The sequence below is a fragment of the Filomicrobium insigne genome (assembly GCF_900104305.1).
GTDB classification, from domain to species: Bacteria; Pseudomonadota; Alphaproteobacteria; order Rhizobiales; family Hyphomicrobiaceae; genus Filomicrobium; species Filomicrobium insigne.
Genome location: NZ_FNJC01000003.1, coordinates 463,344 through 477,202 on the forward strand (window position 1 = coordinate 463,344; position 13,859 = coordinate 477,202).

Annotated in this window: 9 protein-coding genes; 8 read left to right on the forward strand and 1 reads right to left on the reverse strand. The window is 57.8% G+C overall.

The genetic code is table 11. The features are described from left to right. Positions 1-51: 51 nt before the first annotated feature. Together BLS30_RS12345 and BLS30_RS12350 are read left to right on the forward strand one after the other, a co-directional pair. Positions 52-2,322 carry a TonB-dependent receptor gene (locus tag BLS30_RS12345; RefSeq protein ID WP_090229111.1) on the forward strand — a complete coding sequence of 757 codons (2,271 nt, stop codon included), beginning with the start codon at positions 52-54 and terminating at the stop codon, positions 2,320-2,322. Between the two features lie 264 nt (positions 2,323-2,586). After that, positions 2,587-3,135, forward strand: a complete 549-nt coding sequence (locus BLS30_RS12350; protein ID WP_046480563.1) for a glyoxalase superfamily protein — start codon at positions 2,587-2,589, stop codon at positions 3,133-3,135. A 34-nt stretch (positions 3,136-3,169) separates the two neighbouring features. On the opposite strand, the gene BLS30_RS12355 is transcribed toward BLS30_RS12350, so the two are convergent. Next, a complete protein-coding gene (locus tag BLS30_RS12355; protein WP_082101133.1) occupies positions 3,170-4,810 on the reverse strand; it encodes a peptide chain release factor 3 in 1,641 nt (546 codons plus the stop codon). Positions 4,811-4,976: 166 nt separating this feature from the next. Here BLS30_RS12355 and queA point away from each other — a divergent pair, with 166 nt between their 5' ends. From queA to BLS30_RS18320, 6 genes are all read left to right on the forward strand, one after another. Next, entirely contained in the window at positions 4,977-6,050 is a 1,074-nt protein-coding gene (queA, locus tag BLS30_RS12360) for a tRNA preQ1(34) S-adenosylmethionine ribosyltransferase-isomerase QueA (protein ID WP_090229112.1), read from the forward strand. 40 nt (positions 6,051-6,090) lie between these two features. After that, positions 6,091-7,254: a tRNA guanosine(34) transglycosylase Tgt gene (tgt, locus tag BLS30_RS12365; RefSeq protein ID WP_090229115.1), complete on the forward strand. Its 1,164-nt coding sequence runs from the start codon at positions 6,091-6,093 to the stop codon at positions 7,252-7,254. Between the two features lie 117 nt (positions 7,255-7,371). Next, positions 7,372-7,989: a YceI family protein gene (locus tag BLS30_RS12370; protein WP_046478871.1), complete on the forward strand. Its 618-nt coding sequence runs from the start codon at positions 7,372-7,374 to the stop codon at positions 7,987-7,989. A gap of 188 nt (positions 7,990-8,177) precedes the next feature. Beyond that, on the forward strand, positions 8,178-9,560 hold the full coding sequence (locus tag BLS30_RS12375) for a class II 3-deoxy-7-phosphoheptulonate synthase (protein WP_046478870.1): 1,383 nt from the start codon (positions 8,178-8,180) through the stop codon (positions 9,558-9,560). A gap of 115 nt (positions 9,561-9,675) precedes the next feature. Beyond that, the gene (locus BLS30_RS12380) at positions 9,676-11,319 is read left to right on the forward strand and encodes an NAD+ synthase (RefSeq protein ID WP_090229117.1); all 1,644 of its coding nucleotides are present in this window, start codon (positions 9,676-9,678) and stop codon (positions 11,317-11,319) included. A 320-nt stretch (positions 11,320-11,639) separates the two neighbouring features. Next, a complete protein-coding gene (locus tag BLS30_RS18320; RefSeq protein ID WP_244512426.1) occupies positions 11,640-13,772 on the forward strand; it encodes a sensor domain-containing diguanylate cyclase in 2,133 nt (710 codons plus the stop codon). Positions 13,773-13,859 lie beyond the last annotated feature (87 nt).

Here is a 13,859-nt window from a genome sequence, read left to right on the forward strand (position 1 = left end):
CGCGTCCGACAAATCCAAAAATTCGAGTGCCATGTATCAGGGGGCAGTTCCATGAAACGCGCGCCGACCCTAAAGCCATGCCGTGTTCTGACGGCGGCTGCAGCGTTGTTATCTTCTACGTCCATTTCCTCATCCCAAGCTCAGGAAGCACCGACAGGTGATGTCGTTGAACTCCCAGCCGTCGTTGTCACGACGCCAAGTCCGGTAAAGAAAAATCCGAAGAAGCCCACATCTACACAATCGTCATTAAGCTCACCGGGAGCAGCACCTCCAGTGCCTGCCACCCCACAGCCTTTTGTTACGACTCCGGGAACATTGGTCGTTGTCGAAGACGCATTTGTTCCAGTGACCGTAGCTACCGAGCGCGAGATTATCGCCCAGCAAGGCGCAACCATCGCCGATACGCTGCAGACCAAGCCCGGCATAAGCGCCACCAACTTTGCTGCCGGTGCCAGCCGCCCCATCATTCGCGGCCTCGACAGCTATCGCGTCCGGGTGCAGGAAAATGGTATCGGCGCGCATGACGTCGCCGCCATATCGGAGGACCACGCGGTCCCCATCGATCCGTTCGCGGCGGACCGCGTCGAAGTCGTGCGTGGCCCGGCGACTCTGCGCTATGGAAGCCAAGCTATCGGCGGCGTTGTCTCAGTAGAAAACGAACGCATCCCCACCTTCATGCCGCGCAATGGGTTCAGTGGCGAGATCCGGGGCGGTCTGACGTCCGTCGACGAAGGACGCGATGGCGCGTTCAAGGCCACAGCTGGTGCCAACGGTATTGTCATCCATGCCGATGGCTTCAAGCGTAAAACCGATGACTACGACACGCCCAACGGTCGTCAGGCTAACACTTTCGTCGATAGCGAGGGGCTCGCAGCTGGCACATCTTACGTCTGGTCAGATGGTTTCGTCGGCGTATCCTTCGCGCGGATTAATAGCTTTTATGGCATTCCCGGAGAGGAAGCAGAAGAAGGCGTCAACCCGCGTATCGATCTCACCCAGGATAGATTTCAGGCCAAGGGAGAATGGCGCGTGCGCGACAGCGCGATCGAGGCCATTCGGTTTTGGTTCGGTGCGTCGGATTACGCGCACGAAGAATTGGCCATCCACGATCCCGATCATGAGTCCGAGTACGAGGTCGGCTCACTCTTCACCAATAAGGAGCAGGAGGCTCGCGTCGAAATTCAGCATGTGCCCGTCGGCACCGTGCTGGGACGGATGAGCGGTGCCATCGGCGTGCATTGGGGCAACCGAAAAACGCGTGGTCAAAGCTTCGAAGGGGAATCCCTCCTTGAACCCGCTCACACCAAAAGTCTTGCCGCGTTCTGGTTTGAGGAGTTCGACGTCACGAACCGCCTTCGGTTGCAGGCCGCCGCGCGCATTGAAGGTACGAAGGTCGATGGCACGGGCTGGGAAGAATTCGAGGAAGAGGGGCATGGGTACCATACCCACACCTTCGCGGGAGAGCGCAGCTTCACGCCCGTAAGTGGCGCACTGGGCATACTCTACGAACTTCCCTTCGCGACGGTCGCACGCCTCACGGGGCAATATGTCGAACGTGCCCCGGATGCTGCAGAACTGTTCTCCAAAGGCATGCACGAAGCGACGGGAACCTTCGAAGTCGGCAACCCCTTCCTTGACGTCGAAAAGGCGACAACAATCGAAGCTGGGTTGAAGAAGGCGACGGGTGCCCTTCGGTTCGACGCCTCCGTCTATCACACCCGCTACAACGGCTTCATCTACCGGCAGGACACGGGGCTCGAATGTGATCCCGAGCCGCACGCCGGACACTTCCACTGCGATCCTGCAGGGCATGGCGGCGGTCATGGTCATGACCACGCTTTTGACCTGATGTTCTTTGAGCAGCGGGATGCGACATTCACTGGTGCGGAAATTGCCGGCCAATACGATGTTGCGCCCATCTGGAACGGCGTGTGGGGTATCGATGGGCAGTATGACTTCGTTCGGGCGCGTTTCTCCAATGGCGAAAACGTTCCGCGCATCCCTCCGCACCGCCTCGGTGGTGGCCTCTACTATCAGGATGCAAATTGGTTCGCGCGCGCCGGTGTTCTGCACGCCTTCGACCAGAACCAGTTTGCAGACGGAGAAATAGCAACACCGGGCTACACGTTAGTGTCCGCCGAACTGAGCTACACGGCGGAACTCGACGTGAATAGCGGCTTTGGCAAAACAGTGACGATCGGTGTGAAAGGCGAGAACCTTGCCGACGATGAGGTGCTCAACCACGCTTCCTTCAAGCGTCGCGAAAATGTTCTACTTCCAGGCGCAAGCGTGCGGGTATTCGGTAGCATCAAGCTGAACTGAACCTAGGGTAAGGGTGGGTTCGCACAACAGAGCCCGCCCTTGCCGCTGAGAGCCAAGGGGGCGCGCAGCTTGATCGCTGGGAGAACACTCGGCTATCCTCGCGGTCGGCCAGACGCAGCCGGCCGCCCGCGGCGCTTCACGCGCTCAAGGTGAATGCGTCCACGAGACCACCGTCATATCCCTGCCGGAAGGCGTTTGATGGCGAACGGGTCAGCAATGCGGGCACTGACAAGTCCTGTTCGTCGCAAACGGAAGGATAATGACGTGCGTACGTTTCAAGACGCCAAGGTAATGGCGAAGGCTCTGCGCGAAGAGGTTGCCACCCGGGACCTGGAAATTTCACACAGCACAGCCCTGGAGATCGTCGCCCGCCAATTTGGCCTCGCGAACTGGAATATTCTGGCTGCGAAGATAGAGGCCGAGAAGAATGACGGCGGACGAGGCGAAGCGGTAGCGATCCGGTCTGCCATTCCAATTTTCCGAATATTCTCCGTCGAAAAAGCCTTCGAGTTCTACAGGGACTTTCTCGGCTTCACCGCCGATTGGGAACATCGCTTCGGAAACAATTTTCCGCTCTATGCGCAGGTCTCTCGCAGCGGCTTGACGCTTCACTTGAGCGAACATGCCGGTGACGCCAGCCCCGGCGCACGGGCCTTCGTCAATATATCCGGCATCGAGGCCCTGCATGCTGAACTCAATGCCAAGGACTACCGGTATATGAAGCCCGCCATCGAGACCCAGCCATGGGGCCGGGAACTCACGGTTACAGACCCCTTCAGCAACCGGATTACATTCTGCGAACCACAGGACTAACACACTCGTTGCAGCAGCGTTACGGTGCCGCGAGTTAGCCCACGTTGACCGATTTCACGTTCGCGAATTTGATCTCGGGATGACGCTCCTGCGTGGACGACAGGTTATAAATGGACGGCGCTAAATAAACGTAGTCGCCGTCCAGATCCTGCGCGATCGTGGACCGATAGCGTTCGAGGAATTTCTTGAGTGCGGCGGCATCGTCCGACGAAAACCAGCGGACCGTGTCGCAAGGCGCAGCCTCAAACGCGATCGGGAGGCCGTACTCTTCCGTCAAACGGTCACCAAGAACGTCCAGCTGCAGAGCCCCGATCACGCCGACGACGGGCTGCGAGCCATCCACCGGGTTGAAGAGCTGGACGACACCTTCTTCCGCCATCTCCCGCAACGCGTCTTTGAGCTTCTTCGCACGGATCGCGTCATTGAGGTGAATACGGCGCAGGATTTCCGGGGCAAAGCTGGGGATGCCGAGGAAGGTGATGTCTTCGCCTTCCGTCAACGCGTCCCCGATCCGCAGCACACCGCGGTTGGGCACGCCGACGACATCGCCCGCGTAGGCTTCCTCCGCTAGCGATCGGTCTTGAGCGAAGAAAAACTGCGGCGCGCTGAGTGCCATCGTCTTGCCGGTGCGAACCAGCTTGACCTTCATGCCGCGCGTGAGCCGCCCCGAGCAAACCCGCATGAACGCCATGCGGTCCCGGTGGTTCGGGTCCATGTTCGCCTGGATCTTGAAAATGATCCCGGTCATCCGGTCCTCGGCAGCTTCAACGGTTCGCGTTGCGGCCTTCTGATTGCGCGGCGGCGGGGCGTAGGACACCAACGCGTCAAGGAGATCGCGGACGCCGAAATTGCGCAGGGCGCTGCCGAAGTATACCGGCGTCAACGTCCCCTCGCGGAACGCCTTGAGATCGAAGCTGCCGCAGGCGTCTTGCACGAGGGACACTTCTTCGCGCCAGGGACCAACTTCCTCCGGCTCCATTAGCGTATCGATAATCGGATCGTCCGGGCCGGACACGGGCTGTCCCGCCGGGTCCTGATCGATGTAGCGAATACGAGGTGTCGCGAGGTCATAGGTGCCACGGAAGCGGCGGCCTTTGCCAATCGGCCAGACCATCGGCGCGGTATCGAGCGCCAGCGTCTTCTCGATCTCATCGAGCAGTTCGAGCGGCTCCTGCGCTTCGCGGTCCAGTTTGTTGATGAAGGTGATGATGGGGATGTCACGGAGTCGGCAGATCTCGAATAGCTTCAACGTCCGAGATTCGATACCGCGTGCCGCGTCGATCACCATGATCGCTGAGTCAACGGCCGTCAGAGTGCGATACGTATGGTCGGAGAAGTCCTCGTGGCCGGGTGTGTCGAGCAGATTGAAGACGGTATCCTGATATTCGAACGTCATCACCGAAGTCACGACCGAGATGCCGCGCGAACGCTCGATCGCCATCCAATCGGACCGCGTGTTGCGTTTGTCCTTCTTCGCCTTAACCTGCCCCGCAAGCTGAATGGCGCCGCCGAACAACAGCAACTTTTCGGTCAGCGTTGTTTTACCGGCGTCAGGGTGCGCGATGATCGCGAAGGTGCGCCGCCGCGAAATCTCGTGCGCCAGCTTCCCAGGCTTGCCCTGGGCTGGCGCATCTGCGGCGGGTTTAAGCTCATCGGTGGCGGTCTTGTCGTCCATAGGCTCTGTTCAGCAATTCGAATTAGCCCGCCCCTATAGCATCGTTCGGGCGGGCGTGTGGTTGTACATTTCAAAAAAATCAGGCGCATAGCGCGCCCGGCGGGCTGAAGCTACGCGGCATCATACCTGTTGACGAAGCCGGTCAGGATCGCCAGAGGGTTGCCCCATGCGCACTGACCTCTTCGATTTCGAGCTACCCGAAGACCTCATAGCCCTCCGACCGCTGTCGCCGCGCGACGCGTCCCGGCTGTTGGTTGTGAAGCCGGGCGAGCCGCCCGCCGACCGTATGTTCTGCGACCTGCCCAGTCTTCTGCGGCCGGGAGACTGCCTCGTCTTTAACGATACTCGTGTCGTTCCTGCAGCGTTGCTCGGTCAGCGTATACGTGGGGATCAAGTATCAGAAGTGCACTTCAACCTCCATGCCCGTGTTGACGAACGGCACTGGCGGGCATTCGCACGTCCAGCGAAGCGTTTGGCGGACGGGGACCGCATCCGCTTCGTGAAGTCCGCGGGAGAAACCGATGCCACACCTTTGGAGGCAACGGTGAAGGCTAAGGGCGAAGGGGGGGAAGTAACGCTTGCTTTCGACCAGGCTGGGCCGGATTTGGATTCAGCCATCGCCCTGGTTGGGCAGATGCCGCTTCCGCCTTATATCGCGGCCCGCCGCGCGGCGGATGATACTGATCGCGTGAACTACCAAACGATCTATGCAACCCGAGAGGGTGCTGTGGCCGCCCCCACGGCCGGTTTGCATTTCACGCAAGAGCTTCTGTCCGCCCTCTACGATAAGGGCATGTGCTCCCAATTCGTCACGCTTCACGTGGGTGCGGGCACGTTCCTGCCGGTAAAGGTTGAGAACACCGAAGACCACCGCATGCATGCCGAATGGGGAGAGGTGTCCTCCGAGGTCGCTGCGGCGCTTAATGCTGTGAAAAGCAACGGAGGCCGGATTGTTGCGGTCGGCACGACGGCCTTGCGCCTCTTGGAGAGCGCGGCAGACGATCACGGCATCATCCAGACGTTTTCCGGAGACACTGACATCTTCATCACACCCGGCTACCGTTTCAAGGCCGTCGATATTCTTTTAACGAACTTTCACCTGCCAAAGTCGACCCTGTTCATGCTGGTCTGTGCTCTCGCAGGGACGGACACAATGACAAAAGCCTATGCCCATGCGGTGGCCGAGCGCTATCGCTTTTACTCTTATGGGGATGCATCTCTGTTGTTCCGCGCAGAGTAAGTAAAAAGCGGCAGGCGGTATTCGAGCAAGAAACGGCGATATGCAACATACGACTTCGAAATTTGAATTCCGCCTCTTGGCCCAAAGCGGTGCTGCGAGACGTGGCGAGATCCTGACGCCGCGCGGCGTCATTCGTACACCTGCATTCATGCCTGTCGGGACGACCGCCACCGTGAAGGCGCTTTACACTGATCAGGTCAAGGCTGCCGGCGCCGATATCATTCTCGGCAACACATACCACCTGATGCTGCGTCCTGGCGCCGAGCGGATCCACCGCCTCGGCGGCTTGCATAGCTTTATGCGCTGGGAAGGCCCGATCCTGACTGACTCAGGCGGTTTCCAGGTGATGAGCCTAGCGACGATCCGAAAAATCACGGAGGCCGGGGCGGAATTCTCGTCCCATATCGATGGGGCTCGCCACATGCTTAGCCCTGAACGCTCAATCGAGATCCAGTGCCTGCTTGGCTCAGACATCCAGATGCAGTTCGACGAATGTATCGAACTTCCCGCCGAACGGTCCGAGGTTGAGCGCGCGATGCAGCTGTCCTTGCGCTGGGCGGAGCGATCGAAGTCCGCATTCGAAGAGGCACGAGACAACGGTTTAGCCGGTGACGGTCAGGCCTTGTTTGCGATCGTCCAGGGCGGCACCGATGCGGCTCTGAGGCGGGTTTCCGCTGAGGCTTTAGTCGACATGGATTTCCCGGGATACGCCATTGGCGGCCTTGCTGTTGGGGAAGGTCATAAACTCATGTTGAGCACTTTGGAGGCAACGCTACCGTTCCTTCCCAAGGCAAAGCCACGGTACTTGATGGGCGTAGGCACGCCGCTCGACCTGATTGAGGCGGTTGCCCGTGGTGTCGATATGTTCGATTGCGTGATGCCGACCCGCAATGGTCGCCATGGGCTGGCCTTCACCTGGAACGGTCGTGTCAATCTGCGCAACGCCCGCCATGCTGAGGACACGTCCCCACTCGATCCTGAAAGCAGCTGCCCGGCAGCGCGCGACTATTCTCGCGCTTACCTCCACCATTTGGTCAAATCTGGCGAATACCTCGGGGCGATGCTGATTTCATGGGCCAACACCTGGTTCTATCAGGAGCTGATGCAAGCTATGCGCGACGCGATCAGCGAGGGTCGTTTCGACGAATGGGCGGCCGAAACCAAAGCGCGGCTCGGGGAGACACCCTCAAAGGGCACAGCATAGCGCCTGCGCGCATGTGATATGTTCCACCATGAGGATCGAGCTGTTACAGGTGGGCAGCCGGGGGCAACAGCCACAGCGGGAACCGGTTTCAAGAGGATCTGCAATCGAGGACGAAGCATGGTTGGGCGTTTGCGAAATCTGGCTCTAGCGCTTCTAGCAGCAGCCAGTTTGCTCCAGATCACGGTCACGCAGTCAAGGGCTGAGACGTTTGTCCTCGACCGCGATCACACTGAGGTGCGGGCGTCGTGGGATCATTTGGGGATCTCTCGGCAATCCGCCAATTTCAACGACGTGATTGGTCGCGTAGAGTTCTCGCCCGACCGGCCGGAGCAAAGCAGTGTCGATATAACCATTAAGGTGGCCAGCATCTCCACCGGGGTGCCCGCGCTCGACAAGCATTTGAAAGAAACCACGGACTTCTTCGACGTCAACAAGTACCCAAATATCACATTTCGCAGCCGCAGCGTCGCGATGACCAGCGCCAAGAGCGCGAACATCGAAGGCGATTTGACGATTAACGGCATTACGAAGCCGGTGACCCTGAGCGCTGTTTGGAACTTTCTGGGCGAACACCCGCTGGCGAACGTCAATCCCGTTTACAAGGATGTCCAGGCCGCAGGCTTCTCGGCAAGAACGCAAATTTTGCGCTCTGAATGGGGAATTTCGCGTACTATTCCTCTGGTCTCGGACGAAATACGCATCACGATTGAGGTCGAGATGCTTAAGCGGCCCTGATAGACTGGTTTCCAGAAGTAAGGCGACCTACATGTTGCCGACTGGTCACGGCCGGGCAAATTACCTATAAGCCATATGCAGATGGCAATCACACGATAGGGCAGTTGCCGGATGACAAAGCCGGACGGAGCGGGCTTTAGCCGCGCCGACTGGTTTCCGCGTTGCTAATGACGAAGGAGCACACCACCATGGCACCGACATGGACTCCCGATAGCTGGAGGGCGAAGCCAATCCAGCAGGTGCCGGATTACCCCGACGCCGAAGCGTTAAAAGACGTCGAAGCTCAGATTGCGACGTTCCCGCCGCTCGTGTTCGCGGGCGAAGCGCGTGAGCTCAAAAAAAATCTGGCGGAAGTAGCCGCTGGGCGCGGCTTCCTGTTGCAGGGCGGCGATTGTGCTGAGAGCTTTGCCGAGCATGGCGCCGACAACATTCGCGATTTTTTCAGGGTCTTCCTGCAAATGGCGATCGTGCTGACCTATGCCGGAGCTATTCCGGTGGTGAAGGTCGGCCGTCTGGCAGGGCAATTTGCCAAGCCACGATCTTCTCCCGTCGAGAAGCGCGACGGCGAGGAACTGCCCAGCTATCGCGGTGACATCATCAACGGCATGGAGTTCACGCCGGAAGCCCGTATCCCGGATCCGCGCCGTCAACTTATGGCCTATCGGCAAGCAGCTGCGACCCTTAACCTGATCCGCGCCTTCGCACAGGGCGGCTACGCCGACCTTGAGCGCGTGCATCAGTGGAACATGGGCTTTGTGAAGGATTCGCCGCAGGGCCACCGCTACCAGGAAATGGCCGATCGCATCTCCGATTGCCTGACCTTCATGCGTGCGTGCGGCATCAATTCGAGCAACACTTCGCAGCTCCATACGACCAACTTCTACACGAGCCACGAGGCTTTGCTTCTAGGCTACGAGCAGGGTCTGACACGGCTCGATTCAACAAGCGGCGATTGGTACGCGACGTCCGGTCATATGATTTGGATTGGCGACCGGACGCGTCAGCCAGATCATGCGCATGTTGAATACGCGCGCGGGGTGAAGAACCCGATTGGTCTCAAGTGCGGCCCCTCAATGGAGCCGGATGGCTTGCTCAAGCTTCTTGATGTCCTGGATCCGAAAAATGAGCCGGGTCGCATGACGCTTATCTGCCGTTTTGGAGCAGATAAGGTCGAGGCTAATCTGCCCAAGCTCATCCGGGCGATCGAGCGTGAAGGGCGTGTCGTCGTCTGGTCATGCGATCCCATGCACGGAAACACGATTGGCGCCGCCGGTGGGTATAAGACGCGGCCCTTCGATCGCATCCTGCGTGAGGTCGAGGCATTCTTCGCAGTACACGACAGTGAAGGCACCCATGCGGGCGGCATCCATGTCGAAATGACCGGCCAGAATGTCACCGAGTGCACTGGCGGTGCGTCAGCGATCTCGGAGGCCGATCTCTCGGATCGCTATCACACGCATTGCGATCCGCGTTTAAATGCGGACCAATCGTTGGAACTGGCGTTCCTCATCGCGGAGCGCATGCGCCGCAAGAGGGCGAGCGGGCCTGTGCCCGTCGCGGCCAGCGCCTAAAATCGTGCATGACTTCGTGCGCATGAAAAAGCGGCGTCATCATTGAGATGGCGCCGCATGTTTGGATACGCGGTCCGCTTCTTGTTTCGACATCGCGTGATGAACTGGTTCTCCGATGAAGATCGCACTCGCCCAGCTCAACCCGACCGTCGGAGACATTGCCGGCAACGTTGCGCGCGTTCGTGAGGCGCGTGAGAAAGCCGCCGCTATGGAGGCGGATCTCGTCGTATTTCCAGAACTCTTCATATCTGGATATCCACCAGAAGATCTGGTTCTCCGGCCATCCTTCCAGACCGCTTGCCGTTCGACAGTCGAAGCGCTGGCGAAGTCCTTAGGAGATGGTCCCGCCGTCCTTCTGGGAACGGTATGGCCGGACGGGGACAAGGTCTACAATGCTGCCGTACTCATCGATGCCGGTGAAGTAGTAGCCGTTCGCTACAAGGTGGATCTTCCCAATTACGGCGTCTTTGACGAAAAGCGCGTGTTTGAGCCGGGCCCCATGCCGGGCCCCATCAATTTCCGCGGAGTGCGGCTCGGCGTTCCGATCTGTGAGGACATTTGGCGCGAAGACGTTGTGGAATGTCTCTCAGAGTGCGGCGCAGAAATACTGATTGTTCCCAATGGTTCTCCGTTCGACTGGAATAAGCCCGACGCGCGGACAAACGTCGTCTTGGCCAGGGTGGTGGAGACCGAGCTTCCGCTGGTTTATCTTAATCAGGTGGGCGGCCAGGACGAATTGGTATTCGATGGCGCCTCCTTCGTGATCAACGCCGACCACAGCCTCGCGGCGCAACTGCCGGGTTGGGAAGAAAGTCTCACTCTGACCGAATGGTCGAAAACCGAAGACGGTTGGGTCTGCGCAAAGGGCGAATTTGCAACCCTCAGCGAAAGAGATGCGGCAGCCTATCAGGCCTGCATGCTTGGCCTTCGCGACTACGTGGACAAAAACCGGTTCCCTGGTGTCGTCCTGGGCATGTCCGGTGGCATTGATTCAGCACTCGTGGCGGCACTTGCGGTCGATGCGCTAGGCGCTGATCGTGTTCACTGCGTGATGTTGCCTTATCGATATACGTCGAAGGCAAGCCTCGAAGACGCCAAAGCCTGCGCTTCAGCCCTGGAGGTACGTTACGACATTGTGCCGGTTGTTGAACCCGTGGAGGCGATGAATGCCTCTCTGGCTCCATTATTTGCAGGCCGTACGCCGGACATCACGGAAGAAAATATTCAAAGTCGTGTCCGTGGCACGCTTCTCATGGCGATTTCCAATAAGCTTGGCAGCATGGTTTTAACCACCGGCAATAAATCCGAGATGTCGGTTGGTTACGCGACGCTTTATGGCGACATGAATGGTGGCTTCAATCCCATAAAGGACCTCTACAAGACGGACGTTTATCGCTTGGCGCGGTGGCGCAACTCTCACACGCCCAAAAGTGGGAGAGGGCCGGGCGGCATCGTGATTCCTGAGCACATTTTGACGAAAGCTCCGAGCGCCGAACTACGTGAGAACCAGACTGATCAGGATAGTCTGCCGCCTTACGATGTTCTTGATGCCATATTGCAAGGTCTGGTTGAGGAGGAGTTGCCCATTAGCGAAATCGTGGCGCAGGGCTTTGATCACGATACCGTTACACGCGTCGAGAACCTCCTCTATATTTCCGAGTACAAACGACGGCAAGCGGCGCCAGGCGTCAAGATTTCTTCGCGCAATTTTGGGCGTGACCGTCGCTACCCGATCACCAACCGTTTCCGCGAGCACTGAGCTCTTTGAGACCGTCCGTTTATAAATCCGTATCGAATATGGAAATCGGTTTTGGTGAATGTCTAAAACTTAAAAATAATAAAATGCGGTTCTTGAGATAAGTACTTTGTTAAGCGGATTTTATAGCAATACTATATATGTTGTTGCCGAAGTAACCATTTAGCGCGATCACTCAGCCTCAGGCACGTTACCGGAAAATCAGCGCAGCCGGCACTCTGCGCAGAAGATATTTTCCCTTTGCCACAGAGGGTTCATGGCCGCGTTTATGAGCTCACAGCTCGATTTCAATTTATTTCTTTTATGGGCTGGCTTTCCTGCTGTTGGGCGCCGTCAGCGTTACCATTGCGCGTGGGCACCGGGGTGGGCCTTGGCTGTTTTTAGCTGCGTTCGGCTTTACTCATGGCGTTGTTGAATGGCTTGATCTGATCGCTTTCACAATATTTGATCATGAGATCTTTACCAGCGCACGTGTGGCGCTTCTCGCTATCTCCTATGCTCTTCTGCTTGAGTTTGCTCGCCTTGAAGGGCAGCGGCTCGGTGCCAAGGTGCCGGGTCCTTGGATCTACGTTCCAGTAGCAATGATCGTAGTTGCCGCTTGGCTCTCAGAGGGCACGGGTATGGCAATTGTGTTCGCGCGGTACACTCTGGCAATTCCAGGTGCAGCGTTGGCTGCTCTCGCATTTGCTTGGAACGCAAATAAAGTGACTGGAGGACAAAAAGTTTGCGGATATGCGGCGGCAGCTGGCTTCTTGACCTACGCGGTTGTAGCAGGACTGGTCGTGCCCGTTGCGCCTGTGTGGCCTGCGTCTGTCGTGAACGAAGATTGGTTCGCAGATATGACGGGGGTTCCCGTTCAGCTCATTCGCGGAGCTGTCGCGTATAGTATCGCACTGTCCATCTGGGGATTATGGGGGGAGAGACTGATCGAGGATCTCTCGACTGGGCGCTATACGACGCACTTCCAGAGGCAAATTGTTGGAACGCTCGCAGCTTTGACAATCGTCTTGTTGTCCGGTTGGGCGCTCACGGAATACTTGGGATCTGTCTATAAAAAGAACACCGAAGCTGAGACAAGTGGCGAACTTGATCTCATTGCGAGCCGCTTTAACGGCGACGCCGCGAGTGTCATCGGAATGGTGCAGGTTGTGGCTGGCGCGCCGGACGTGCAGAAGGCAGTTGTCGGCATCTCCGGAAATGAAAAGCGTATACTGAACTTGGCGGTGGAGGCGACCGGGGCTAAGCTCGGCTACATCATCAATCCCGCTGGACGTATTCTGGCAACATCAGGTCGTGAGCAAGCAGCCCTAACAAGCGCGCGCAACTTTCCTTCTTCGCGTTGTTTCTACGCGGCGATGAAGGGCCAGGTGGCGCAGGGCATTATCTTCGACAATGATACCGGCAGCGCCAGTTATTATGCCAGCAGCCCGATTTTCGGCGAATGGGGGCAAATCGTCAGCGTCGCCGTTTTAGAAAAACCCCTTTCCGATTTTATCGATGACCTCAGGCGATACGATCGCCCTTTCTACCTGGTTGATCCGAATGGTGTCGTCGTTCTCACGAATAGGCCGGAGATGCGATATCGCACGATGTGGCCGGTTCGCGACGCAGTACGCGCACAATTGCAGAACGAATTTCCTGACCTTCAGGATAAGCCGCTATTAAGTCGCTCCTTGTCAGAGGGAAGGTGGGCGTCGATTGATGGCGAACGCGCTTATGTGAAGCGTCGCTTTATCTATGCGAGCGATTGGTCGTTGGTAATTATCAGGCCAGTGCAGGAAGTCTTTGCGAGCCGCATGCTCGGCATTGTCATCACGCTGTTCATGATGATCGCGACATTGATTTATGCTCTGGGCCGAGGCTGGTCGATTCAGGACAGCATCCAGATGATGAAGCGGCTGGAGCTGCAAAAACTGGCAAGTGAGTTAAAGCTTAGCGCAATTACCGACCCGCTCACGGGGCTCAACAATCGGCGGCGCTTCAACGAAGTCTTGTCTTTAGAGATGATGCGGTCACAGCGCTACGGCACGCCGTTGTCGCTCGTGCTCTACGACATCGATCACTTCAAGAACATCAATGATAGTCACGGGCACCTCGTCGGCGACAAGGTTCTCATTCAGCTTTCGGATCTGATTGCTGACCGTATCCGCGGTACGGATATCCTGGCGCGGTGGGGTGGCGAAGAATTCGCAATTTTGCTTCCAGGCGCTGATGAAAGCATGGCCCAAAATCTAGCGGAGAGCCTGCGCGATCTGATCAGCGACGTGACATTCGACGATGTGGGCAAATTGACCTGCAGCTTCGGCATCGCGCAGTATCGCGGCGAGGCGAACATGGAAGATTTCATGGGCCGTGCCGACGCGGCCTTGTACCGAGCAAAGTTCAATGGCCGGAACCGGATCGAGATCCACAATAGCTCGACCAAAAGGCGGCTCAAAGCCAACACTGCCGCGTAAGAGCGTTCACCCATACAACCTAAGCGCGGTCAGTCGTTAGGATCTTGCCAACCTTATTCTGCGAGACTGCAGCTTAGGATGCCGCCG

What these genes read in the sequence shown, in the direction of transcription:
- BLS30_RS12355 (WP_082101133.1), bottom strand. Translation starts at nt 4,810, where the DNA reads ATGGACGACAAGACCGCCACCGATGAGCTTAAACCCGCCGCAGATGCG.
- BLS30_RS12375 (WP_046478870.1), top strand. Translation starts at nt 8,178, where the DNA reads ATGGCACCGACATGGACTCCCGATAGCTGGAGGGCGAAGCCAATCCAG.
- queA (WP_090229112.1), top strand. Translation starts at nt 4,977, where the DNA reads ATGCGCACTGACCTCTTCGATTTCGAGCTACCCGAAGACCTCATAGCC.
- BLS30_RS12370 (WP_046478871.1), top strand. Translation starts at nt 7,372, where the DNA reads ATGGTTGGGCGTTTGCGAAATCTGGCTCTAGCGCTTCTAGCAGCAGCC.
- BLS30_RS12380 (WP_090229117.1), top strand. Translation starts at nt 9,676, where the DNA reads ATGAAGATCGCACTCGCCCAGCTCAACCCGACCGTCGGAGACATTGCC.
- BLS30_RS12345 (WP_090229111.1), top strand. Translation starts at nt 52, where the DNA reads ATGAAACGCGCGCCGACCCTAAAGCCATGCCGTGTTCTGACGGCGGCT.
- tgt (WP_090229115.1), top strand. Translation starts at nt 6,091, where the DNA reads ATGCAACATACGACTTCGAAATTTGAATTCCGCCTCTTGGCCCAAAGC.